The sequence below is a fragment of the Bordetella tumulicola genome, assembly GCF_054779135.1.
Genome location: NZ_BAAGYU010000009.1, coordinates 38653 through 64097, shown reverse-complemented (window position 1 = coordinate 64097; position 25445 = coordinate 38653). Strand labels below are relative to the sequence as shown.

General features: G+C 59.9%; 21 protein-coding genes. 6 read left to right on the top strand and 15 right to left on the bottom strand.

Annotation, left to right across the window (positions count from 1 at the left end; genetic code table 11):
* Positions 1-39: 39 nt before the first annotated feature.
* From ACYVDM_RS16665 to ACYVDM_RS16645, 5 genes are all read right to left on the bottom strand, one after another.
* Positions 40-1638: an efflux transporter outer membrane subunit gene (locus ACYVDM_RS16665; RefSeq protein ID WP_460475428.1), complete on the bottom strand. Its 1599-nt coding sequence runs from the start codon at positions 1636-1638 to the stop codon at positions 40-42.
* On the bottom strand, positions 1635-4868 hold the full coding sequence (locus ACYVDM_RS16660; protein ID WP_415793254.1) for a multidrug efflux RND transporter permease subunit: 3234 nt from the start codon (positions 4866-4868) through the stop codon (positions 1635-1637). Before ACYVDM_RS16660 ends, ACYVDM_RS16665 begins: the two co-directional genes overlap by 4 nt.
* A gap of 61 nt (positions 4869-4929) precedes the next feature.
* Positions 4930-6258 carry an efflux RND transporter periplasmic adaptor subunit gene (locus ACYVDM_RS16655; protein WP_415793255.1) on the bottom strand — a complete coding sequence of 443 codons (1329 nt, stop codon included), beginning with the start codon at positions 6256-6258 and terminating at the stop codon, positions 4930-4932.
* Positions 6259-6439: 181 nt separating this feature from the next.
* A complete protein-coding gene (locus ACYVDM_RS16650) occupies positions 6440-7627 on the bottom strand; it encodes a patatin-like phospholipase family protein (protein ID WP_415793256.1) in 1188 nt (395 codons plus the stop codon).
* Positions 7624-8217 (bottom strand): DUF4136 domain-containing protein, encoded by a 594-nt coding sequence (locus ACYVDM_RS16645; RefSeq protein WP_415793257.1) that lies wholly within the window; start codon positions 8215-8217, stop codon positions 7624-7626. Before ACYVDM_RS16645 ends, ACYVDM_RS16650 begins: the two co-directional genes overlap by 4 nt.
* A 121-nt stretch (positions 8218-8338) precedes the next feature.
* Here ACYVDM_RS16645 and ACYVDM_RS16640 point away from each other — a divergent pair, with 121 nt between their 5' ends.
* A complete protein-coding gene (locus tag ACYVDM_RS16640; RefSeq protein WP_415793258.1) occupies positions 8339-9145 on the top strand; it encodes a TOBE domain-containing protein in 807 nt (268 codons plus the stop codon).
* 298 nt (positions 9146-9443) lie between these two features.
* Here the strand turns inward: ACYVDM_RS16640 and ACYVDM_RS16635 are convergent, their stop codons facing one another.
* The 10 genes from ACYVDM_RS16635 to bktB form a co-directional block, all read right to left on the bottom strand.
* Positions 9444-10238: an ABC transporter ATP-binding protein gene (locus tag ACYVDM_RS16635; RefSeq protein ID WP_415787190.1), complete on the bottom strand. Its 795-nt coding sequence runs from the start codon at positions 10236-10238 to the stop codon at positions 9444-9446.
* Between the two features lie 2 nt (positions 10239-10240).
* Positions 10241-11131 carry an ABC transporter permease gene (locus ACYVDM_RS16630; RefSeq protein WP_415787188.1) on the bottom strand — a complete coding sequence of 297 codons (891 nt, stop codon included), beginning with the start codon at positions 11129-11131 and terminating at the stop codon, positions 10241-10243.
* A gap of 20 nt (positions 11132-11151) precedes the next feature.
* A complete protein-coding gene (locus tag ACYVDM_RS16625; RefSeq protein ID WP_415787186.1) occupies positions 11152-12126 on the bottom strand; it encodes an ABC transporter substrate-binding protein in 975 nt (324 codons plus the stop codon).
* Between the two features lie 212 nt (positions 12127-12338).
* Positions 12339-13322 (bottom strand): Bug family tripartite tricarboxylate transporter substrate binding protein, encoded by a 984-nt coding sequence (locus ACYVDM_RS16620; protein WP_415787184.1) that lies wholly within the window; start codon positions 13320-13322, stop codon positions 12339-12341.
* Between the two features lie 169 nt (positions 13323-13491).
* Positions 13492-15033, bottom strand: a complete 1542-nt coding sequence (locus ACYVDM_RS16615; protein ID WP_415787182.1) for a malonate--CoA ligase — start codon at positions 15031-15033, stop codon at positions 13492-13494.
* A 5-nt stretch (positions 15034-15038) separates the two neighbouring features.
* Positions 15039-15800 (bottom strand): enoyl-CoA hydratase/isomerase family protein, encoded by a 762-nt coding sequence (locus ACYVDM_RS16610; protein WP_415788821.1) that lies wholly within the window; start codon positions 15798-15800, stop codon positions 15039-15041.
* A gap of 82 nt (positions 15801-15882) precedes the next feature.
* Complete coding sequence (locus ACYVDM_RS16605; RefSeq protein WP_415787180.1) at positions 15883-17181, bottom strand: malonyl-CoA decarboxylase domain-containing protein; 1299 nt, start codon at positions 17179-17181, stop codon at positions 15883-15885.
* The gene (locus ACYVDM_RS16600; protein WP_415787178.1) at positions 17132-17911 is read right to left on the bottom strand and encodes a GntR family transcriptional regulator; all 780 of its coding nucleotides are present in this window, start codon (positions 17909-17911) and stop codon (positions 17132-17134) included. Before ACYVDM_RS16600 ends, ACYVDM_RS16605 begins: the two co-directional genes overlap by 50 nt.
* A gap of 137 nt (positions 17912-18048) precedes the next feature.
* On the bottom strand, positions 18049-18819 hold the full coding sequence (locus ACYVDM_RS16595) for a class I SAM-dependent methyltransferase (RefSeq protein WP_415787176.1): 771 nt from the start codon (positions 18817-18819) through the stop codon (positions 18049-18051).
* Between the two features lie 123 nt (positions 18820-18942).
* Entirely contained in the window at positions 18943-20124 is a 1182-nt protein-coding gene (gene bktB / locus ACYVDM_RS16590) for a beta-ketothiolase BktB (protein ID WP_415787174.1), read from the bottom strand.
* 276 nt (positions 20125-20400) lie between these two features.
* Between bktB and ACYVDM_RS16585 the strand changes: the two genes are divergently transcribed.
* The 5 genes from ACYVDM_RS16585 (at position 20401) to ACYVDM_RS16565 (ending at position 25444) form a co-directional block, all read left to right on the top strand.
* Positions 20401-21522 carry a mandelate racemase/muconate lactonizing enzyme family protein gene (locus ACYVDM_RS16585; RefSeq protein WP_415787172.1) on the top strand — a complete coding sequence of 374 codons (1122 nt, stop codon included), beginning with the start codon at positions 20401-20403 and terminating at the stop codon, positions 21520-21522.
* An 87-nt stretch (positions 21523-21609) separates the two neighbouring features.
* Positions 21610-22797 (top strand): ABC transporter substrate-binding protein, encoded by a 1188-nt coding sequence (locus ACYVDM_RS16580; protein ID WP_415787170.1) that lies wholly within the window; start codon positions 21610-21612, stop codon positions 22795-22797.
* 30 nt (positions 22798-22827) lie between these two features.
* The gene (locus ACYVDM_RS16575; RefSeq protein ID WP_415787168.1) at positions 22828-23688 is read left to right on the top strand and encodes a branched-chain amino acid ABC transporter permease; all 861 of its coding nucleotides are present in this window, start codon (positions 22828-22830) and stop codon (positions 23686-23688) included.
* Positions 23685-24692, top strand: coding sequence for a branched-chain amino acid ABC transporter permease (locus ACYVDM_RS16570; protein WP_415787166.1), 1008 nt, complete (start codon positions 23685-23687; stop codon positions 24690-24692). Before ACYVDM_RS16575 ends, ACYVDM_RS16570 begins: the two co-directional genes overlap by 4 nt.
* Positions 24689-25444, top strand: coding sequence for an ABC transporter ATP-binding protein (locus ACYVDM_RS16565; RefSeq protein WP_415787164.1), 756 nt, complete (start codon positions 24689-24691; stop codon positions 25442-25444). Before ACYVDM_RS16570 ends, ACYVDM_RS16565 begins: the two co-directional genes overlap by 4 nt.
* The last annotated feature ends 1 nt before the right edge of the window (position 25445 follow it).

Sequence of the window (25445 nt, the reverse complement as noted above, 5' to 3'; positions counted from 1 at the left end):
CCATAACAGGCCAGATGCCCCCTCAAGTGTAGCCCCAGATCAAGAACCCGATGCGGGCGCGACACTCGGCTGCGGCACCGAGGTGCGCGTTGTCGTCGACGGATTGCCCGCCGGCGCACTGGACGTCGGTGTTGTCGTGTCGCCGGACGCCAGCGGCGTCACCTCGGACCATCCTCCGCCCAATGCCTTGTACAGGGCGACGCGGTTGTTCAGTGCGGCCAATCCCGCCTGCACCAAGCTCAATTGGGCGCTGAAAAAATCGACCTGCGCCGTTTGAACCTGCAAATAGCTGTCGATGCCATTGACGTAACGCATGTTAGACAATTCAAGGGTGCGCGCGGTAGAGGTCTGCAGCGAACGCAACGCATCGACTTGCGCCCCGTAGGTAGCCTCGCCCGCCAACGCGTCGGAGACCTCCTGGAATGCCTGCTGGATCGTCTGTTCGTACTGCGCGACCGCGATATTGTTGCGCGCCTCGGCCAGGTTCAGGCCCTCGCGGATACTGCCGCCCGAAAAGATCGGCGTGGTAATCGACGGGGCAAAACTCCAGGCTCCCTGGCCGCCACGAAACAGTGTTCCCAGCGAATCGCTGGCCACGCCGAGCATGCCCGTCAGGGAAATGGTCGGGAAAAATGCCGCGCGCGCCGCGCCAATATTGGCATTGGAAGATTTCAGGGTATTTTCGGCGGCCATGATATCGGGCCGGCGCTCGAGCATGTCAGACGGCAAGCCCGCCGGCACGGTTGCCAGCAACTGATCGCGGCCAAACTCCGCCGGGGGCGGAAGACCATCCGGCAAAGACACGCCGACCAATACGGTCAGCGCATTGATTGATTGCGCACGCAAACGCGCCAATTGCGCCAGATCGGCGGACGCCGAATCCAGCAGACTCCGGGACTGGTTCAGGTCCATTTCCGAGGCAACGCCACCATCGAAACGGCGTTTGACCAAGTTGTAGGACTCTTGCCGCGCCGCCAGGGTCTTTTGGGTCAGCTCGAGCTGAACCTCGGCTGCACGCATATTGAAATACGCCTGGGCGACCGCCCCCACCAGCGTGATGTGCACGCTGCGCTGCGCTTGCTCTGTAGCCAGATAGGCTTGATATGCAGCATCGGACAGGCTACGCAAGCGGCCAAACAAATCGATCTCGAAAGCGGTCATGCCGACGCCGGCCTGATAGCTGCTGGAAACCGAAGGCGCGTCTTCGCCACCGACGCGCATATTCGGCGGCATGCGCTGACGCGAGCCCTCGATACCCGCCCCGATGCTGGGCCATTGCGCCCCCCGCTGCACGCCATACTGGGCGCGCGCTTCTTCGACGCTTTGTACCGCCACGCGCAGGTCGCGGTTGTTTATCAGCGCCAATTCGATCAACGCCTGCAGTCGCGGGTCACGGAAAAACTCGCGCCAGCCGAGATCTGCCGCCGGCACGGTCCCTTCTGGAGCGACAGCCGCGGCGGGCTGTTCAGACACCGAGGCGCGGCCGCTCGTCGAGCCGATTTGCACCTTGGGCTGCGTCGGCCAGTCGCCCGGCACGGGCGACTCGGGACGATGATAGTCAGGTGCCAGCGAGCAGCCACTGATGATGGCCGCCACACATACCGATAACGCGGTTCGTTTGTACATCAGGGCTGTCATTCCTTGCCCTCCTGGCCGGTAGCCGAATCAGGCTTGGGTTCGTTACCAGATTGATTAGACTCCGCGGCCTCGCGGGCGCGTTTTGCAGCCTGCTCGGCCTCGAACTCCTTGAGCTCATTGCCCAGCAAACGCGGTTTGGTTTTAAAGAGACCGAGCATCACGACGAAGAAGGTCGGCACGAAAATCACCGCAAACGGCGTGGCCGCCAACATGCCGCCCAGCACGCCAATGCCCACGGCCCTTTGGCTGGCTGCGCCGGCCCCCGTGGCCATGGCCAACGGCACCACACCCAGGATAAAGGCCATTGAAGTCATCAAAATAGGGCGGAACCGCAAGCGCGCTGCTTCGACAGTGGCCTCGTGCAGGCCCATGCCACGGGCGTACTGGTCCTTGGCAAACTCAACAATCAGAATGGCGTTCTTGGCCGCCAACCCGATCACCGTCACCATCCCCACCTGGAAATACACGTCATTGGACATGCCCAGGAGAGAGACCAGACCGACCGCCCCCAGCATCCCCAACGGCACCACCAGCATCACCGACAGGGGAATCGCCCAACTTTCGTATAGGGCCGCCAGCACCAGGAAGACCACCAGCAACGCCAGTCCCATCAAGATAGGCGCCTGGTTACCGGCCTGACGCTCCTGGTACGACAAGCCGTTCCACTCGTAGCCAAAGCCCGAGGGTAGCTGTGCGACCAGGCGCTCCATTTCGGCCATCGCCTCACCGGTGGAGTAACCCGGCGCCGCATCGCCACCGATCCGCATGGAGTTGTAGCTGTTGTAGCGCACCACCTGAATGGGACCTTGCGTCCAATTAGACGACACGAAACTCGACAGGGGCACCATCTGACCGCTGGCATTGGCGACGTTCATCCTGAGGATTTCGTCCACCTGCATACGATGACGTGCCTCTGCCTGCACCCAGATATTCTGCATGCGCCCCATATTGGGGAACTTGTCGATGTAGGCCGACCCGAGTGACGTCGCGATCAACGTGGCCGCGGCGTTGAAGTCCACGCCCAGCGCCGCCGCTTTGTCACGATCGATGTCCAATGACAACTGCGGTCCGGGTTGCAGCCCGGTAATACGCACCTGCGACAGCACCGGGCTTTCGCTCGCCATTTTCATCAACTGCGCCGTCGCCTGCGCCAATGCCGCACCCCCGGCATTCCCGCGGTCTTGTAGACGCAAGTCAAAGCCGGTCGCGTTACCTAGCGACGAAATCGCCGGCGGCACCAGCGTGAACACCGTGGCGTCATGAATGCCCATCAACTGCTTTTGAAAGGCTTTGAATGCAATCGCGCCTGCCGAATCCTCGCGACTCGTCCGTTCTGAAAAGTCTTTCAGCGTGGTAAAGGCAATCGCCGCGTTCAGACCATTACCGTTAAAGCTATAGCCCTGAACGGCAATGATATTTTCGACGGCGGGCTGGTTCATGAAGTATTCCTCAACCTGCTCGATCACTTCGACCGTGCGGTTGGCACTGGCGCCCGTCGGCAACTCGATGTTGCTGACCACATAGCCCTGATCTTCTTCGGGCAGAAACGACGACGGCAGACGCAGATACAACCAGCCCAGCAGCAACACCAGCACCAGGAACACCAACATCATGCGACCGCCCCGGTGCAGGATGCGGGCCACCCAGTTTTGGTAGCTATGCGTGGTCGCGTCAAATCTGCGGTTGAACCATCCGAAAAAGCCTTTCTTGGTTTCGTGATGCCCCTTGGGAATCGGCTTGAGCAGCGTAGCGCACAAGGCGGGGGTAAAGCTCAGTGCCAGGAATGCCGAGAAGAAAATGGACACCGCCATTGCCACCGAGAACTGACGGTAAATCACCCCGACCGAGCCGCTCATGAATGCCAGCGGCAGGAACACTGTGACCAGCACCAGCGTAATACCCACGATAGCGCCGCTGATCTGCGGCATGGCTTTTTTGGTGGCTTCCTTGGGTGACAACCCCTCGGACGCCATAATGCGTTCGACGTTCTCGACCACCACGATAGCGTCATCGACCAAAATCCCGATGGCCAGCACCATGGCAAACATAGTCAGCACGTTGATCGAGAAGCCCAGCGCCAGCATCACCGCAAACGCCCCTAGCATCGCAACCGGCACCACCAGGGCCGGAATCAGGGTATAGCGCACGTTCTGCAGGAACAGGAACATCACCAGGAACACCAGCACCATGGCCTCAGCCAAAGTGTGCAGAACCTGTTCGATGGATATTTTCACGTACGGCGCAGTGTCGTACGGAATGTCGAACTTGATGTTGCCCGGGAAATACTGGGACAACGATTCCATCTGGTCGCGTACGCCCTGCGCCGTGGCCAACGCGTTGGCCTCGGGTGACAGCACCACCGCAAAGGCCGCCGTGGGCTTGCCGTTCAGTCGGGCACCAAACTGATAATTATCAGCACCCACCTCGACACGGGCCACGTCACGCAGACGCACCGAAGAACCATCGGTATTGGCGCGCAGCACGATATTGCCAAACCCCTCTACCGTAGACAGCTGTCCGTTAGCCACCACCGTGGCGGTAATACGCTGGCTGTCAGGGTTGGGCGGCGCACCCATGCTACCCGCCGAGATCAACACGTTTTGTTGACTGATGGCCGTATTGACGTCGGACGCGCTCAGGTTATAGCCCACAAGTTTGTCGGGATCGATCCAGATGCGCATCGCGCGCTGGGCCGCAAACAATTGGAACTGCCCCACGCCAGGCACCCGCGAGACGGGGTTCTGGACGTTGCGAGTGATGTAATCCGCCAGCGCCGTCTCGCTCAGTGAGCCGTCGGTCGACGACAGCGTCACGATCATCAGAAAGCCCGTGCTGGTCTGCTCGTACTGGATCCCTTGTTGCGCGACGGCCGTCGGCAACTGGGCGGTGACGTTCGACACTCGGTTCTGTACGTCTACCTGCGCCAAGTCCGGATCGGTGCCGGGCGTAAACGTCGCGGTGATCGTCGACTGACCATTCGAGTCACTGACAGACTCGTAATACAGCAGCCCCTTGGCGCCATTGAGTTGGTCTTCGATGATACTGGTCACCGATTCGGCGACCTCGCCGGCCGAGGCCCCCGGATAAGTCGCCGTAATCGTAATGGCCGGTGGTGCCACGTCGGGATACTGCGAGATCGGCATATTGGGAATAGCCAACAAGCCTGCCAACAGAATGAACAGGGCGACTACCCAGGCGAAGATTGGTCGATCAATAAAAAATTGCGGCATGTGGGCTAACCCGGAAAGTGCTCACGAAAACAGGCACGCGGCGCATCGCGCCGCGTGCCGTTTAGGATTTGTGCCCGGAATCGGGCTGTGCAGGTGGCGCGGTGCCCTCCGCGGGCTTGCCTTCTGTTGGCTTGCCTTCGGCAGGTGCGCCGTCAGCGGGCTTGGCTTCAGTTGGTTTACCTTCGGCGGGTTTGTCTTGCGCGGGTTTGCCATCGGCCGGCTTGCCCCCTGCAGGTGCCGCAGCCTTGCCCTCGGCCCCCGGCGTCCAGGCAGACGTCTCTACCGGTGCACCCGGACGAATTTTCTGGAAGCCCTCGACGACCACGACATCTCCTGCCTTGAGGCCGCTGGTCACCAGCCACTCGGTACCAATCGCGCCACCCGTCGTCACAGCGACCTGCTCGACCTTTTTGTCCTTGACCAACATCAGGCTTTGCAAGCCATCGGCCGTGCGTTGCAGAGATTGTTGAGGCACCATCAGCGCTTGCTGATTCGTCCCCTGCTCCAGGCGCACGCGCACATACATGCCAGGCAACAAGACGTGATCGGGATTGGGCACCTCGGCGCGCAAATTAACCTGTCCCGTGGTCGGATCGACCGTAATACCGGTAAACAGCAGCTTGCCCGGATGGGCGTACTCGGTACCGTCTTCCTGGATCACCTTCACACGGGCGGCATTTGCCCCCATACGCTCGATCTGTCCGCTGGCAAACGCCTGCCGCAGCCTGGCCAAGTCGGTCGTGCTCTGCGTGAAATCGACATAAATAGGGTCTAACTGCTGTACCAAGGCCATTTGCGTGGCCGACGTTCCTTCGACCAACGCGCCTTCGGTGACGAGTGCCTTGCCGATACGCCCGTCGATCGGCGACGTGACATCGGTGTACCCCAGGTTGATCTCAGCGGAGTCAAGATTGGCCTTGGCAGCCGCCACTGCGGCCTGGGCCTGTCGGTAGCCGGCCACGGCGTTGTCGTATTCCTGCTTGCTGACCGCATTGGCCTTGACCAGCGGCGCATAGCGATCCGCCAGTGCCTTGGTGCTGTACAGATCGGCCTGCGATTGCTTGAGCTGGGCAGCGGCCTGATCACGCGTCGCCCGATACTGGGAAGGATCGATCTTGAACAACAGTTGGCCCGCTTTAACCTCGCTGCCTTGTTCAAACTCGATTTTTTGCACGATACCTGTCACACGCGCGCGGATCTCGGCGTCGCGCACGGCATCAACACGGCCCGGCAAATCGGACACAATGGAAGCAGGTTTGGGTTGTACCGTAATGACGCTAACTTGCGGCATACCGGGGTTCATTTGGGGTCTTTCATTGCAGCCTGCCAGTGCTAAAGCAACCAACACAGCGACACCGAATCCCGAGACACGATGATGCGGAAAACGCATGGATTCCTCACGGAGTAGAGCCGAGGCGCGCAAACTCGCGCACGGCGCTGAAACGGGGTAGTCACGCCCGCCAAGGCCGTTACTGTAACCTCATTTTTGTCGTAAAACCACCGCATTTGACATCAAATTAACCACAATATCGCGGCACCATCTGAAATTCGACGATATCGATCTTGTCGCGTCACTGCGGCTTCGTACGATGGATGTCGTGCGAAACAAAACTTTGATTGGCATGCGGGCGATCCAAAACTCTGGGCTGCGCCAGCGTGTGCCGAATATCCGTCAATCCGCTTTGCCAATGCTCGCGCATCGCCTCGGTGCCAAACTCGTAATCTTTCGAATTACGCTCATAGTGCTTGGCCTCGAAAATCAAATTGACCACGTTCACCGCGGGCGTACAGGCAAGCTCGCGGATGTCCGCCAAGTCCGGGCTATTGCGTTCATCCTCGGGCAAATGCTCGAGCACGCGCTGCAACCCGCGGCGCAACTTCATCAGGCGCTGGTGAATATTGGTCACCGTACGGGTACGACTGGAATACTGGATGTCCTTTTGACGCTCGGCCACCTCTTCGAGATTGGTCGGCAACGCCCCCCTTGCAGGCCAAAGATCCACCTGAAAAGCCAAGGTGTCCTTGATCGGCAAGGCCGCCAGCACATGGGCCAGCGGCGTATTCGACACTACGCCACCATCCCAATAGTGCTCCCCGTCGATCTCGATCGCCGGAAACCCGGGCGGCAGCGCGCCCGACGCCATAATATGCTCTGCCCGCAACGGCATCTGCTTATTATCGAAATACGCGAAATTACCGGTACGCACGTTCACCGCGCCAAAACTGGCCCGCACTGCGCCTCGATTGAGCAGATCAAAATCGACATACTTGTGCAGGGTCGCGGCCAATGGCGACGTATCGTAGAAACTGGTGGCCTCGGGGCCGCCCCGCAGCAGGTACGGCGGCGGATAGCGTGGCGAAAAAAATCCAGGCTGCCCCTCGGTCAACGCCCGGTACGCAGCCAACTGGCTATTCATCATCGGTGACCCAAATCCAAAGGGTATCCCCTGAAACGCCTGCGCCCACGCATCGCCCCAAGGCAAAGCCGAAAATCCTGTCGGACGACAAATATCTTCCCAGAAACCGCGCAGACGCTCGATGCGCTCATCCATTGGAGAGCCCGCGATAATCGCCGCGTTGATTGAGCCAATCGAAATCCCGGCAATCCAGTTCGGGGAAATACCGGCCTCGTGCAACCCCTGATAGACCCCCGCCTGATACGAGCCCAGCGCACCGCCACCCTGCAGGACCAACGCCACCGTCTCGTAAGCGTCAGCCTGCGACGAGTGCGTCCCGCGCGGGTCAGTTGGCTTGCTCATCGAGTCTTACCTGCCTGAGGGGTTTGGGGCGCCGCACTACCGGCGCGGAACGGATAACGCTGAAATATCTGCGCCACGGTCGCCTCGACTTTTTCCGACGACGCTGCCGTCGCCTGATCATCAATAATCCCCTGGCTAACGCCCTCCCAGACCAACTGCTTGCGCCGCGCGTCGATCAGGTCCACATTCAGCGTGCCTTCGGTGTACTGATACACATCATTACCGCCCCAGCCATAACCCGGCCAGCCACCATAAAAGCCCGTACGGTAGCCATAATACGGAATCATCGGCGCCGGCGTCACCTGCGTCTTATCCTGCAGCTTGGCATTGAAATTCACCAGCAGATCAGGAGACTGCTCGGAATAAACATACCCCCGCATCTCCATCTGCCCACGCGTTGCCGTCTTTAGCCGCGCCGTCAACAGCGTGCTATAGCCCGACGTATCCGTACCCAAAGGCGACATAAAACCAAAACTGCGATACTGAGCAAAATTGGCGCTGTGATCATAATCACTGCGAATCGTGGGAGCCGAGCAGGCCGACAACAGGCCCGCGACAGCCAGCACAGGGAAAAGCGCAACGCGTTTCATAACGAAATTCTCCGCAATAAGTGCGCAAACATCATGCCTTGAAGCCTATAAATTTGCAATGGAATCTCATTCTCGTTAAGGCCAAGGTCCCGCTACCCGTACCATCATCGACCTCCCCACCATGACCACTCATCCCCTGGAACTCGACGGATCCCTCTGGCTACGGGTCGGGACCCAGCCCTGGGGCGGCAAAAACCGCATAGACCTGCTCACCCAAGTCGGACGCACCGGCTCCATCAGCGCCGCCGCCCGTGCCGTCGGCATGAGCTACAAAGGCGCCTGGGATGCCATCGACGCGATGAACAACCTTGCCGGCGAAGCCCTCGTCCTGCGCGCCACCGGCGGCAAAGGCGGCGGCGGCGCCCAACTCACCCCCCGCGCCCGGCAACTCATCGCCACATTCGAAACGCTAGAAGCCGAACACCGTCGCGTCATGGCGCACCTGGCCCAAACCAACCTCGATGCCCCCAGCGACCTCAACCTCATGAGACGGATCATGCTGAAAACCAGCGCGCGCAACAAACTCCTCGGTACCGTCACCGCTATCCGCACCGGCGCCGTCAACGACGAAATCACCCTGCGCCTGGCCAGCGGCCACGACATCATCGCCACCATCACCCGCGAAAGCACCGCCGACCTCGACCTGGCTCCCGGCAGCGAAGCCATCGCGCTGATCAAAGCCCCCTCGGTCATGATCGCCCTGCCCAGCGACAACCTGCGCCTATCCGCCCGCAACCAACTCGCCGGCACCATCGCCGCCATTCATCCCGGCGCCGTCAACAACGAAATCGTCGTAGACATCGCCAACGGCACCAGCATCATCGCCGTCATCACCCAAGAAAGCGCCAACGCCCTGCAACTCGCTCCCGGCATCCAAGTCATCGCGATCTTCGATGCCAACAACGTAATCCTGGGTGTGCTCGCATAAGCGCGAGTGCCCCAAAAGCGCAAACGCCCAACAAACACAAACAACAAGTATGCCCCACAACCATGGCAAAACCATGGCAATCAGCCCCCGAGGCATGCCCCATTACCAGTGCCTGTCACGCGCTTGAGCGTCGCGCCGGCATTTTGAAGCCCGGGCAGTCCCGCGCAGCGGGACCGAGGCCCGTGGTCATGGGCCGAGCCGGGCTGATTACGCCGGCGCGACGCTCAAGCGCGTGACAGGCACGCCGCAATAGAAACACCCGTGGCTAAGACTAAAAGCGAGGCCCAAGACATTGCAGCTACCCCAGCAGCAACGCATCATCCGAGAGCGTCTCCCCCCGCACGCGCTCAAACATCGCCAGCAAATCCGGCACTTCCATGCCCTTGCGCTCGTCGCCAGAAACATCCAGCACGACCTGACCCTGATGCAACATCACCGTGCGGTCACCCACATCCAGCGCCTGTCGCATACTGTGCGTCACCATCATCGTCGTCAGTTTGTTCTCCGCGACAATGCGCGCCGTCAACCGCAGCACAAAATCCGCCGTCCGCGGGTCCAGGGCCGCCGTATGCTCATCCAACAGCAAAATACGCGACGGCTGCAATGCCGCCATCAACAGACTCACCGCCTGCCGCTGCCCGCCTGAAAGCAAACCAATGCGATCGGACAAACGCCCCTCAAGGCCCAGCCCCAACCGCGCGAGCTGTGCCCGGAACCCCTCTCGCATACTGGCCTTGACCGCGCGACCAAAACCCCGGCGCTCGCCACGCAACTGCGCCAGCGCCATGTTCTCTTCGATCGTCAGGTCCTCGCAGGTCCCCGCCATCGGGTCCTGAAACACCCGAGCCACCCGGTCCGCGCGTGCCCAGACCGACTTACCCGTTACGTCCTCGCCATTAATCTCAATGCGCCCCGAATCGATCGGCAGATCGCCAGACACCGCATTCAAAAACGTCGACTTGCCGGCGCCGTTCGAACCAATCACCGTGACAAACTGGCCACTCGGGATCTCCAGCGACAATCCGCGCAGCGCCCGCGTCTCGATCGGCGTACCCGCGTTGAACGTCATATTGATGTCTTGTGCACGCAGCATGATCAGCCCCCCCTCTTGCCGAGCAAACGGCGCTTCAGCATAGGGATCACCAGTGCAACCGTGACCAGCAACGCCGTCACCAGATTCAGGTCTTGCGCCTTCAGGCCGATCAAATCGCTATTGAGCGCCAGCGCAATAAAGAACCGGTAAACCAACGCGCCCAGGACAACTGCCAGTGTCGCCAGGACCAACTTGCGCGACGGCAAAATACTCTCGCCGACAATCACCGCGGCCAGGCCAATCACAATCGTGCCGATACCCATCGAGATATCCGCTCCGCCTTGGGTTTGTGCAAACAGCGCTCCCGCCAGACCGACCATCGCGTTGGACAAGGCCATGCCCGCCAAAATCATGCCACCGGTATTGACGCCCTGAGCACGTGCCATGCGACCGTTCGATCCCGTGGCACGCATTGCCAAACCAGACTGAGTCCCCAGAAACCAATCGAGTGCCAATTTAACGACAAACACCACGCCCACCAAAATCAGCGGGCGCGCCACATAGTCGCTTAGCCACTCAGGCTGCAAAATCGTAAAAACCGTCGGCTCGGTAATCAACGGGACGTTGGGTCGTCCCATGACCCGCAGATTCACGGAATACAGCGCAATCATCATGAGAATGCTGGCCAGCAAATCCATGATGCGCAGCTTCACATTCAACCAACCGGTGATAAACCCCGCCGCAGCCCCGGCAACCGTGGCCGCCACCGTCGCCGAAAACGGATCTGCACCGCCGGAAATCAGCGTTGCCGCCACCGCGCCGCCCAGCGGAAAGCTACCGTCCACCGTCAGATCGGGAAAGCGCAGCAAACGAAAAGAAATAAACACCCCTAGCGCGACCAGACTGAAAATCAGACCAATTTCCAGCGCGCCAAGTAACGAAAATAAAGACATAAATGAAATCCCGCCGGCGATTACTTAATGACTTCGGCGGCGGATTTCACCAGGTCCTCAGGCAATGTGATGCCTTGCGCCTTCGCAGCGCCCGGATTCACAAACAACTGGAGATTCGTGCTGGTTTCCGAGGCAATGGCGCCAGGTTTTTCACCCTTGAGAATGCGCACAACGATTTTGCCCGTTTGCACGCCCAAGTCGTAGTAGTTGATACCCAGCGCCGCGATCGCACCGCGCTTGACGCTGTCGGTATCCGACGCGATCAGCGGAATATCGGCATCGTTGCCCACCTTCACCAGGGACTCGTACGCCGACACCACGTTGTTGTCGGTGTTGGTATAAATGACATCGACCTTGTCGATCAGACTGCGCGCGGCCGATCCGACGTCAACCGAACGCGGCGCGGCGGCTTCGACCAGGCTCATGCCGACCTTGGGCAACAGCGCTTGCAGTTGCTTGACCACCACGACCGAGTTTGCCTCGCCCGGGTTATAGACAATCCCCACCCGCTTGGCGTCGGGTACGATTTTCTTGATGAGCTCGATCTGCTTGTCCAGCGCCAGCAAATCCGATACGCCGGTCACGTTGGTGCCAGAGGGTCCCATGCTGGGCACCAGTTGCGCGGCAACCGGATCCGTCACTGCGGAATACACCACCGGAACATCTTTCGTCGCGGCAACGACAGACTGCGCCGAAGGCGTCGCGATGGCCACAATGGCATCGGGACGGTTACCAATGAACTGACGGGCGATCTGTGCCGCGGTACCGGTATTGCCCTGCGCACTTTGATACTGCCATTTCAGATTTTTACCAGGCTCGTAGCCAGCTTTTTCTAACGCGTCTTTCACGCCGTCGCGCACTGAATCCAGCGCGGGATGCTCAACGATGGCTGTCACGGCCACTGATTTTTGTTTTGCCGCAGCAGGGGTTCCGTAGATAGCCAGCGCCACTGCTACTGCCCCCATCGCCAGAAAATGTTTTTTTCCGATTCGCATTGGGTTTGCTCCTTGCACCGTTTGGGTGTTATTGGTGGTACACACTGGGCATCGTCGGCTTGTTGCCAATCTGCCCGCCCGTGTGTTGCTTAGTTTAATGGTTCGTGTGCCATTAGTTTAAGCTGTGAATATACCGTCTTAAGCCCATCTCCGCCCAGGCAAGAAAACAAAACGGCTGACGTGCGCGACGCGCACGTCAGCCGCACCTACCATCAATCCAGTGTAACGCCGGAGTCCTTGGCGACTTTGCCCCAGCGGATGACTTCGCTATCCACAAACTCACCGAACTTTGCACCGGTGAGATCGGGTGTGGCAGACCCGTTGCCGGCCCAGGTTTGTTTGACCTTGGGGTTGTTCAGCGCCTTGGTGACCTCGGCGATCATTTTGTCCACGATGGGCTGCGGGGTACCTGCGGGCGCCCACATGGCGTACCAGGTCGACACCTCGTAATTGGGCACACCCGCTTCGGCGGCCGTCGGCACATCCGGGAAGGACGGCGAACGCTGTGCGGCCGCCATCGCCAGCGGTTTGATCGTGCCAGAGCGAATGTGCCCGGCCGACGAACCCAAACCGTCAAACGCCATATCGACCTGGCCGCCGATCAATGCCGACAGCATAGGCCCCGCTCCCTGATACGGCACGTCCACGATTTTGATGCCCGTCTGCATGGCGAACATCTCGCCCGCCAGATGGTGAGTACTGCCCTTGCCCGCAGTGCCGAAGTTGATCTCGCCCGGTCGTTTACGCGCATACTCAATGAGCTCTTGCAACGTGTTGACTGGCAGTTTGGACGTATTGATCACCACGACTTGCGGTGGTTGCGCCAACAACGCCACGGGCACGAAGTCCTTTTGGATGTCATAGGTCAGATTTTTATACAAGGCAGGTGCCACCACATGATGGGCGCCACCCATAAAAAAGGTATAGCCATCCGGTTTGGCTTTCGCCGCGACGGACGCACCCACTGTGCCGCCCGCCCCGCCCTTGTTGTCCACCACCACGGTTTGACCGAGCTGCATGCTGAGTTGCTGTGCCAGTGGCCGGGCAAAGGTATCGGTCCCCCCACCCGCCGGAAACGGCACAATGAGGTTAATAGGATGATCGGGCCAATCTGCCATCGCGGCAGTCGGCGCCAGTGCCGCGCAGGCTCCCAGCGCAGTTGCCAAACTCAATGCACGAATCATGGAATGCTTCATTTCGTCTCCTCGATTGAAACAGCGCCGCGGCGCCGCCCGTATTTGTTCTATATGAATGCATCAATACTTCCGCCGCGCGTCCCGGTGTTTCTCACCTCCTGCGAGCGCGGTTGTGGTAGCCATTATCCTGGTAGGGTGCGGGCCTCCTGTCTGGAACAGTTAATCAAAATCACGCGGCCGTGTATGACTCGCGCAGGACGTTTTTTTGTACTTTACCCATGGTGTTGCGCGGCAGTTGCCCAATCAAATGCAATTGTTTGGGAACCTTGAAATTGGCGATGCGGGTTTTCAATTCATCCTGCATCGCAGCGGTATCCAGCACGGCGCCGTCACGCGCCACCACCACCGCAACGACGGCCTCACCGAAATCGGGATGCGGCACGCCAATGACGGCCGACTCCAGCACACCCGGCATTTCATCGATGATCAACTCGATTTCCTTGGGGTAAACGTTGTAGCCGCCCGAAATAATCAAGTCTTTGCTGCGGCCGACGATAGACAGATAATCGGCAGGGACGTCAGCCCCGCCCGATTCGCCGCCCCAGCGGCCGACGTCTCCGGTGCGGAACCAACCATCCGCGGTGAACTCCTCGCGGGTTTTCTCAGGCATGCGCCAATAGCCGGAAAACACATTCGGGCCACGCACCTGCACATTGCCGATCTCCCCCGCGCCCAGCGTCGCGCCGCGATCATCGACCACGCGCACCTGCACGCCCGGCAACGCCTTGCCCACTGTGCCGCCCCGGCGTTCACCATTGGCCGAATCGTACGGATTCGAGGTGAGCATGACCGTTTCGCTCATGCCATAACGTTCAAGGATCGTGTGGCCGGTACGCTCGCGAAAATCGTCGAACGTTTCCATTAACAGCGGCGCCGAGCCGGAAATAAACAAGCGCATGCGCTGGCACACCTGGCGCGTAAACCGTGCATCGGCCAACAGGCGCACGTAATACGTGGGTACCCCCATCATTACCGTGCAGCGCGGCAGATAACGCAATGCCTGCTCCATATCCAGCTTGGGCAACCAGACCATGCGCGCACCGGCCAGCAAAGCACCATGCGAGGCCACAAATAAGCCGTGTACATGAAAGATCGGCAACATGTGCAACAACACATCATCCGAACGCCAGCCCCAATACTGCTTTAATACCTGCGCATTGGAGGCTAGATTGCCATGCGACAACATGGCGCCCTTGCTGCGGCCCGTGGTCCCCGAGGTATAGAGAATGGCCGCCAGGTCATCGGTCCCGCGTTCCACGGCCTCGAACGACTGGCTCAATCCTGCCGCGGCATCCAGCAAGGACCCCGTACGATTCTCGTCCAGGGTGTATACATGGGCCGTACCGGCCTGCTCGGCCACTTTGCTGACCCAGCCCAGATTTTTACTGGAACACACCACGACGGCCGGCTCGGCATCCCCTAGGAAATAAGCGATTTCCGACTCGCGATAGGCGGTGTTCAAGGGCAGATATACCAGGCCCGCACGCAGCGTGGCCAAATACAGCAGCAGGGCTTCAGGTGACTTTTCAACTTGTACCGCGACGCGTGAGCCATCGGGCAAATCGAGCGAGCTCAACAAATTGGCCAGGCATGCGCTGGCATGATCGATGTCGTCCCAGGTGTAGAGCTGCTCGGGAGTTTCCAGAGCCACTTGACGACGATCCGCGGGAAAACCGCTAGCCAGCACAGTGTACAAATTGGCGTTATTCACCTTATTTAGTCTCCTGTAAATACCGGCGCCCGCCCTGCCAGAAAGGCGGAGACGCCTTCACGGTGGTCCTGGCTTTCGGCGTAAGAAAAAAAATCTTGATAGTGTGATTCTTCCAGCGGCGCGCCTTGCTGCAAATGGCGTGACTGGCGTTTATTAATACGTGCAGCCAACGGGGCGCCGCGCATAATGCGATCCGCGCTGGCGCGAGCCTGAGCGGCCACTTCGGTATCCGGGACGACACGGGTCAGCAAGCCCAGCGACCGGGCTTCGGCAGCGTCGAATACACGCCCCTCCAGCAAAATCGCCAACGTGGTGGCACGCCCTACCAGCGCCAACAATCCCCGCATTTCGTCAGGCGCCATGGGAAAACCCAGTTTGTTAATGGGCACGCCAAAACGCGCTGATTCGCCGGCAATACGCAGATCGCATTGACAGGCGATTTCCAGGCCACCACCCACGCACACCCCGTCGATCTGGGCCACGACAGGATGAGGACAATTGGCGACGGCCATCAGTGCCGGGGCCAGGATATGCTGGTGATAGCGGCGCACCTGTGCCATGTTTCCACGCTGCTGTGCAAACTCACGAATGTCGGCGCCCGCGGCAAACTGCCCCCCCTCTCCACGCACAATGACGCAACGCACGGACGTGTCTGCCGACAAAGCGTCGAACACGCTGCGCAGTTGTTCCCACATGGAAATGGTGATGGCATTCAGACGCCCGGGATGCGATAGCGTCACCCATGCCAAGCCCTCTTCGCGCGTCATGGCGACACTACCCTGCCCGTACCCTTGATCCGGTCCCTGACCCTGGTCAGGGACCGATACGTTCTGTTCGCTCATGACGTCCTTATCCGATACGCGCGATACCGCGACTGATGCGAGGTTTACCCTCGCCTAACCGCACAAGATTCGCGTCCAGTTCTTCCAGTTCATACAGATAGTTGACCATCATGCCGCAAGACTGCGCCAAGCCCTTGGCCGAGATATCCGCGGCCCAATTCAGGCGTTCGATGCGTGCGCCGTTACCCAAGTGAAAGCGGGCAACAGGATCAATCGGTTGGCCGTTTTTCATCGTCAAGAGATACTGCGTCACCAGCCGCATCGCGGCGCGCTGCACAACCTCCGATGGCTTGCCCGTTGCGGCCTTGGTCAGCCGCGCGGCCCAGCGCGCGCCATCAGGCGCCCCGGCGCGTGTGCGTTGCTTATCGCGCACGATAGACTCGACCTCGGCGGCGCTCAGGCGCGATAGCCAATCGACCAGGCCTGGGATAGGCGATAGCGTGGCAAAGGAACGCAGCTTGGGCAATTCCTCGAGCAAGCGATCAATCACGCGCTTGAGCAGGAAGTTGCCAAAACTGATGCCGCGCAGTCCCGGCTGTGTATTCGAAATGGAATAAAAGATCGCCCATCGGGCTTTGTCCAAATCTTGTACCGGCGAGGTGGTGTCCAACAAGACCTGCACGTTGTCGGCCATCTGCGCCGAAAAGGCCACCTCGACAAAAATCAGAGGCACGTCCGGCATTTGCGGATGAAAGTAGGCATAACAGCGGCGATCGGGAGACACGCGATGACGCAAGTCGTCCCACGATTTAATTTCATGCACGGCCTCGTAGATGATCAGCTTTTCCAGCAATGAGGCCGGTGAATCCCAGGTCAAGGGGCGCAGTTCCAGCAAGCCCACATCAAACCAGGCGGACAGCAGGCTTTCCAGGTCTTTGTCCAGGGCCTGCAAACCCGCCACCTGCTTGCGCCAACGCAGCATGTCGGCCCGCAAATCCACCAGAAAGCGCAAGCCATCGGGCAACGCGTTCAAGCGCTTGAAAAGAATCAGACCACGATCTCCGCGCGGCTGCAGTCCGGCATCGACCTGTGCCAACCCGGCCAGCAACTCGCGCCGGCGCTTGCCATCGGCGGCGGTATACGACGCACACCAGGTACGCGCCAGTTTATTGGCCGCCACATCGGTCAGCCGGGCCTGGAACAGCGGCAGAATTTCAGCCGTGCCGGGCAACCGGTCCCGGTCCCACAAGCGACCAAGGCGTGTGATCAGGCTGGCGCTTTCGACGACCGTTTTTTCATCCGACATGGGATCGGCCTCAGGCGGCCGAGCGCCGCGAGCGAGCGGGTTGGAGTCTAGGGCGGGCATGGGTAGTCTCCTGTGTAGCGGACATACTGGGGGACGAAAGTGGATCGACAGGGTTGGCCGCGGCAGTGGCCGCCTCGGCCTGCCGGGCCAGCAAACGCAGCGCATCCAATTGGCGAAGCAAATGTTTGCGGGCCAACGCCTCGGCAGCATCGGGGTCGCGCGCCTTCAGCGCCGCGAAAATAGCCATGTGTTCGGCGCAGGACTCATGAATGCGGCCGGGCACCACCAGACTCTTGTGACGAAACAGGCCGAGCACCTTGCGCAGATTACCCACCATGTCGGATAGCCAGCGGTTATTGGCCAGGGCCTGAACCGCCTCGTGAATTTGCGCATTCGTGTCGTAATACGCGTCGATCTGCCCCGCTGACGCATGGGCTTGCAATGCCTGATGCAGGCCATCCAGGTCGGCCAACTCGCTGCCTGTGGCTTTCAATGTGGCCTCGTATGCACAGCGCCCCTCGAGCATAGCCATCAAGGGGAAAATGTCTTCCAGATCCTGCAGTGACAGCTCATTCACAAAGCAGCCGCGACGCGGCTCCAGACGCACCAGCCCCTCGGTGGCCAATACCTTGAGGGCCTCGCGTAGCGGCGTACGTGAAATGCCCAACTCACGGGTCAGGCGTACCTCGTCGATCCATTCACCGCTGGCCAACGCCTGTGACCGGATCATGCCCCGCAAGCGGTCGGCGACCTCGAGATACAACGCTTGACGAACGATGCGTATAGTCATGGAGAACCCGTTCAGGCTTTCTATAATTCATAATTATAGGAATTCACATCATAGTAGTTATCGCGGCCGTACGAAAGCCTGCCATTACCTAGGGCAATCCCTTAGTCAAGAGAAAATTGCGCGGAGAAACGCCTGCATCAGAAATGCAGAATGCCGTTCACCGTGTGGCGGGTCAGCGCGCGCGCCCAGCGACGAGCGGGCAAGCCATATTGGCTTTCCACCTCTTCCGCCCGGGCAAGGAGTTGCGCCGGGGTGATGCCCAGTGACGGGCCGCTAAAGGCCAACACGATCTGATTGCCGGCGTCAATCTCGGGTAACAGCACGATACGATCGTCAAATGCCACGCGCAGGTTTTCGATATTGCGGTCAAAGCTCTCGTGCTGGCCAAATAGATTGACCGACAGGACCCCGACCTCGCCCAAAACTCGGCGGCAATGTCGATAAAAAGTCACCGAGTCGCGCACCGGACCGCGCGCCGAGGCATCGTACAGGTCCACCATGAGCACGGGGCAGCTCCCCGCGCGTTGCGGATCGGCCACCCAGACCGCCGCATCGTCATGGTGCACGCTCAGGCGCGAGGAGGCAGGCAAGCGAAAGAACATCTGGCACACCGCGGTGACCTGGGGATTCCATTCCACCACGGCCAGGGGGCTGCGCGTGTGCTTCAGACAAAAGCGTGTCAGCGAACCCGCACCCAGACCAAGCAAACCAATCGACTCTTCTTTCGGTGGCGCCAGAAAGAGCAACCAGGCCATCATCTGGGCGGTGTACTCCAGCACCAGCTCGCCGGGCGCCTTGATGCGCATGGCGCCCTGAATCCACTCCGTTCCAAAGTGCAGATACCGGATACCGTCGGATTCGGACAGATTGGGTTGGTCAGCAGCGGCGGGCGTAGTACGGGTGGGCATCAGAATGGCTCAGACAATAACCGCGTGATTGTAGCCAGACCGCAACGATGGCCAGCCCAAACGCCACAACGGCCCGGGTGCCTGAACGAAGTTCAAACACCCGGGCCGTGATGAGGACTTGCTTTAGACGCGCTCGAAGATGGCGGCAATGCCCTGCCCGCCGCCAATGCACATCGTCACCAAGGCATAACGTCCCTGGATACGCTGCAGTTCGTACAGCGCCTTGACGGTAATGATGGCCCCGGTCGCGCCAATGGGGTGCCCCAGGCCGATACCGCTGCCGTTGGGATTGACCTTGGCCGGGTCCAGCCCCAACTCGCGGGCCACTGCGCACGCCTGCGCGGCAAAGGCTTCGTTGGCCTCGATGACGTCCAATTGATCCACCGTAAGACCGGCGCGCTTCAAGACGGCCTGGGTGGCGGGTATCGGCCCAATGCCCATGATGCTGGGGTCAACCCCCGCGTGGGCATAAGCGACCAGCCTCGCCAATGGCTTGACGCCGCGTTTTTCAGCGGTTGCGGCATTCATCAGCACGACTGCACCCGCACCGTCATTCAAGCCCGAGGCGTTACCCGCCGTAACCGTGCCGTTTTCCTTCTGGAACACGGTTTTCAGCCCAGCCAGGTTCTCGACGGTCACATCACGCCGCACGTGCTCGTCCGTATCAAAGACGACATCGCCTTTACGCGTCTTTTGCACAATAGGCACGATTTGGTCGCGGAAATAACCCGCATCGATAGCGGCGGCCGCACGACGATGAGACTCAGCCGCCAGGGCATCCTGATCCTCGCGGCTGATACCGAACTTGGCCGCGACGTTCTCGGCGGTCACACCCATATGGATACCGGCGAACGGATCCGACAACGCGCCCGTCATCATATCCAGCATCTTCGCGTCCCCCATGCGCGCGCCCCAGCGCTGCGCCGGCGCGATATAGGGTGCGCGGCTCATGCTTTCCGCCCCTGCCCCAATGGCGATTTCGGCATCGCCCAGCAAGATCGTCTGTGCCGCCGACACGATGGCCTGCAGCCCCGAGCCGCACAAGCGGTTGACGTTAAACGCAGGCGTTTCTTTGGCAATGCCGGCATTCATGGCGGCGACCCGCGACAAATACATGTCACGTGGTTCGGTATTGATAACGTGGCCCACCGCGACATGGCCGACCTCGTCGCCCCCGACCCCGGCACGCACCAGGGCCTCTTTGATAACGGCGGCCCCCAGATCGATAGGCGGCACGTCTTTCAACGCGCCGCCAAAATCGCCGATGGCAGTCCGGGTAGCAGCAGCGATGATGACTTCGTTCATGCAATATTCTCCTGGAGTCCGGCATGCCGGCACCATACCGGCAACAATAACCTCATCATACCGCCGCACAAGCCGAAGGGTCGGCGCACGACAATTTCGATACGCAATAGATATCAACCAACCTTCAAAAAAATATTAGTAATAGCCGCGCCTAGTAACCATACTTCCTTATTGACCTGTGTACGCATGCTCGACCTGACCGTACATGCGTATCGTTTGCACGCGTATCGGCCACTGCGCCAATCCCCTGGTAAACCCTTATCGCGGAGACTTTTCATGTCGAGTGCTGTACGCATTATCGCCTTGCACGTCCGGCTTGCCACGATCCCTCTTCCACGCCCTCTCAAAACCTCTATCCACGAAATTGCGGACGTCTGCTGCCTGCTGGTTTCTATCGAGACCGATGCGGGTGTCACGGGCGAAGGCTATGGCTTTTGCTTCAATGCACAAAGACTGGAGGCCATCGCACAATTCACTCGATCGCTCGAACCGTTGTTAATAGGTCGTGATCCGCATGATGTCGAGGCACTCTGGACAGACTTTCTTCGTAGTTGCAATTTCTACGGCCAGAGCGGCATAGCCATCCTGGCCTACAACCCGATCGACATTGCGTGCTGGGATTGCATCGGCAAACTGGCGAATCGCCCCTTGTATAAGCTATTCGGCGCACACCGGGACCGCGTCCCCGTGTACGCCAGCGCTGGACTTTGGCTATCGTCCAGCCGCGACGAATTGCGCGCAGAAGCGCGTGCGTTCCTGGACCAGGGATTCAAGGCCATGAAGATGCGGCTGGGTTCGCCCGACTGGAAAGAAGACATCGCCCGCGTCCAGGCCGTGCGTGACGTTATAGGAGATCAGATCACCTTGATGGCAGATGCCAATCAGGGATTGGATCTGAGTCGGGCATTGCGCCTGGGCCGTGAGCTCGCCCCCTACGATTTGGCCTGGTTCGAAGAGCCCGTTCCCACATGGGATGACGACAGCGCCGCCGAGATTGTCCGCCGCCTGCCCATGCCCATCGCCAGCGGCGAAACGGAATATACGCGCTATGGCATTCGCCGCATGGCGCGCGAACGCGCAGCCAGTGTGTTCATGCCCGACCTGCAGCGCATGGGCGGCTATACCGAAATGCTCAAAGCCGTCAGGTATCTCGCTACGCACGATCTCCCTGTTGCACCCCACATTTTCACGGAGCACAGCTTGCATATCGTCGCCGCCGCGGGCAATGCAACGTGGGCCGAACACATGCCGTGGTTCGAACCCCTCTTCCATGAGCGTATGACGGTCGACGCCGACGGCTGCGTGGCGGTCCCCGATCGTCCCGGCACAGGCTTTACCTTCGACTGGGAAAGCATTGACCCCTATCTGATTTCCCCACGCGCGGCCAGCGGCAGCTGAGTGTGGATTCGCACGCGCCGACCGCTCGTGCACAACCTTGCCGAAAAACCCAGGATCAGAACTGGGTAAAAACAGACGGAGACAAACATGATCATTTTCAAGAAACTTGCAGCGCCTATATTTTGCTTGGCCACGATGGCCACGGCCGCTCTGCCCGCTCACGCGGCAGAGGAAAGCGGACCCATCCGGATAGGCTGGCTATCCTCATTGACCGGTCCGCTCTCTTCTGCCGCCATCGCCGAGAACCAGGGCGTGCAATTCGCAGTCGAAGAGATCAATAACGCGGGCGGCATCAACGGCCGTAAACTGGAACTGCTCACCCGTGACACGGCGGGCGACCCCACCAAGGCCGTCAGCTATGCCAAACAACTGGCCTACGACGACAAAGTGTCGTTTATCATCGGGCCGGTCAACTCCGGCGAGTCGCTGGCGACCGTGCCTATCCTGTCAAAAGCCGGCGTGCCCAACCTCATCATCGGGACCGTCGACTCGCTGACCAACGCCAAAAAATATCCCCTGGCTTTTCGGGTGATCAATACGAACGACCAGTGGATTTCCTCTGCCAATAAATACACCCTGGAAACGCTGAAGCTCAAGAAAATCGCCGTGATTGGCGACACCAGCGGCTATGGCGCATCCTCGGCAAAGCGTGCCGCAGCCCTGCTTGAAGAACTGGATATCAAGCCGGTGTACTCCGTCCTGATCGATCCCAATAAGACCAGCGTCACCGACGAAATCCAGAAAGCGCGCGAAGCCGGTGCGGACGTCATCATGCCCTGGTCGGCCGCTACGGGCCTGCTGGCCCGCATCCTCAATGCGCGTGGAAACATGCAGTGGGACGTCCCGGTCGTGGGTCACCCCGCGCTCATGGGCCTGCCCATTCGGGACTTGCTGAACAAGCCCTCGTATTGGGATAACACCTATGGGGCCGGCTATGTCAGCACGACCTACGACGCCTCGGGCAAACTCCCCGAGCGCACGCAAGCGCTGATGGATGCCATGCGACCGAAACTGGGCGGGAAAATTGACTTTACATTCTGGTGGGTCGCGCTCGGCTACGACACCGTCAAGATCATCGAGCACGCAGTCAAAAAGAATGGCAGCACCGATGCCGAGGCCTTTCGCAAGACACTCGAAAGCACGAGCGACTTTCCGGGCGTTTATGCCACCTATACCTGGACGGCAGAAAATCGCAACGGCTTTCCCGACTCCGGCATGGTCATGAATCTGGCGAACACCTTCAAGGATGGCAGCTTCAAGATCGCTCCTCAGTAAGGCGATCCCCAATACATCGAGGAGTTTTCCATGCTGACTGTCCTTGTGACAGGCTTGGCGATCGGCGCGCTCTATGCCGCCGCCGCGCTAGCCTATAACGTGATGTATTCCACCTCCAAGGTGCTGAGCATCACGACCGGCCACATTTTCATGGTGAGCAGCGTCGTAGGCGCCTGGCTGATCGGCGACCTGGGCTTGCCCACCGTGGTCGGTCTGGCGGGCTCAGTGGCGGCGGCCATCGTGTTTGGCCTGGTCACCGAAGCGGTGGCCATCCGGCGCATTCTGGCCCGTTCAGATGAACACCTATGGCTGCTCAGCACGCTGGCGTTGGCGACGATCGTCCAGCAAGCGATCGGGCTATGGTGGGGAACGGAACCGCGCGCCTTTCCGCGCCTGATCCCGCAGGACTACACCGCCGGCATCTGGGATCAAAAATATTGGCTGCCGATCGGCTGCGTGGTATTGCTGGCCCTGGGGCTGGATCTCTTCTACCGGCGCACCCTATTCGGAAAAGTATTCCTGGCTGTCGCCGAGGATGCTTATGCCGCGCGCGCACGCGGCATTTCCACCGAAAGAGTGCGCGCCTTTTCTTACGCACTCTCCGGATTGCTGGGTGGCGTGGTCGGATTTGCCGCGGGCCAATTGACCTTTGCCTACTTTGCCCTCGGACTCACGCTGACACTCTATGGGTTTATCGCGTTGGCCGCGGGTGGCCTGGGCAGCAATGTCGGGGCGATCGTGGGGGGAATTACGTTGGGGCTGCTCAGCACCTTTGCCACCTACTTCTTTGGCGGCGAGTATCAACAGACCATCGCAGTGGGGTTGTTGATGCTCTTTCTCTTAATCAAACCCGAAGGCTTGTTCGGCAATAAGCAGGTGCGGCAAGTATGAAAACCACACAAAAAATCCATTGGCCGCTATTCATCGGCGTGCTCCTGCTCGCAGCACTACCGTTGTTGACCAGCAATGGCTACCACCTGCATGTGGCTACGCTGATCGGCACTTATTGGATCCTGATTGCCAGCCTGAATCTGGTCGTGGGATATACCGGCCTGCTTTCTATCGGGCATGTCGGCCTGCTGGCGATCGGCGCCTATACCTTCGCCATCCTGACAGGAAATTATGCGGTCAGCCCCTGGGCCGCAATGGGCATGTCGGCCGTGCTTTGCGGCGCATGCGGCTTTCTGCTGGGGCTGCCATCGCTGCGCCTGCCCGGGTTTTACTTCGCGATGGCAACCATGGCCTTTGCCCTGATGGTCACGGAGTTCTCGTTGGCCCTGGACGATCTGACGGGCGGCGGCGCTGGTATCAGCGTGGCCTCTTTTGATGCGCCGTTCGATAGCCCTGCCGGCCTATATTGGCTGGTCGCCGCCATCGCTGGTGTCGTCAGTTGGCTGGTATGGAATTTGGCCCGCTTTTCATGGGGACGCGCCATGATCGCGCTGCGCGACAGCACCGTGACGGCAGCTGCGGTCGGGGTACCGATCTTTCGCATCAAACTGGCCATCTATACGTTCAGCGGGGTCACGGCGGGTATTGCGGGCGCGCTCTTTGCCTCATTACAAAGCTACATCACACCAGAGACCTTTGTTTTCGAGCTCAGTCTGTTCTTCTTCGTTTGCATTGTGATTGGCGGACGCGGCGTCATCATGGGGCCGTTTGTCGGGACGCTGGTACTGGCCGCGCTGCCCGAGCTGGTTGCCCCGTTAGCGCGCTGGGGACAATTGTTCTATGGCATCCTGCTGTTGCTTGTCGTCCTATTGGTACCGGAAGGCATCGGCAGTATTGTGCGCGTGATACGCAACAAGCTTGCACCGCGCAAACCCGAAAAGCACGTGGTTTCTCCCGATCTACCGCGCCTGCTGAGCGCTATTCGCGGAGGCCGCCCCTCATGAGTCAACTTTGCGCCAGCACCGTCACCAAACGATTCGGCAGTATTACCGCCGTGGACGATGTCAGCCTTACGCTTGCCGAGGGCGAGATCCACGGGCTCATCGGCCCTAATGGCAGCGGAAAAACCACGCTGCTTAATCTGCTTTCCGGGTATTACCCCACCGATAGCGGCGCACTGACGCTGGACGATGCGCCGATCACTCAGGCGTCGGTACAACGTCGCGCCCTGCAAGGCATTGCCCGTACCTTTCAAAAACCACGTCTGCTGGGCAGCCTGAGCGCTTGGCAAAACGTGATGTTGGGAAGCTGGAAGCAAAGTAACGCGGGCTTTCTGCGCACCGTGCTGTCGCTGCCCGCCATGCGCCGGCGCGAGCGCGAGGCGCGCGACCTGGCCTACGAGATGCTGTGCGGTGTCGGGCTGGAACGCGTCGCCGAACGACCTGCGAACCTGCTGGATCACGCCGAACAACGCTTTCTGGAAATCGCGCGCTGCCTTGCCATGCGACCCCGCTTCATTTTGCTGGATGAACCCGCCGGCGGACTGACTGAACACGAGATCGAGCAATTGGCCCAGATCATTACCGTCCTGCGCCAGGCCGGACTGGGCGTGCTGATCGTTGAGCACCACACCGATTTTGTGTTTCGTTTATGCGATCGCGTGACCACGCTCAATCTGGGACGCATGATCGCGCACGGCACGCCGCAAGAGGTGCGTCACAACGCCGAAGTCATACGCGTCTACCTGGGAGCCTAAT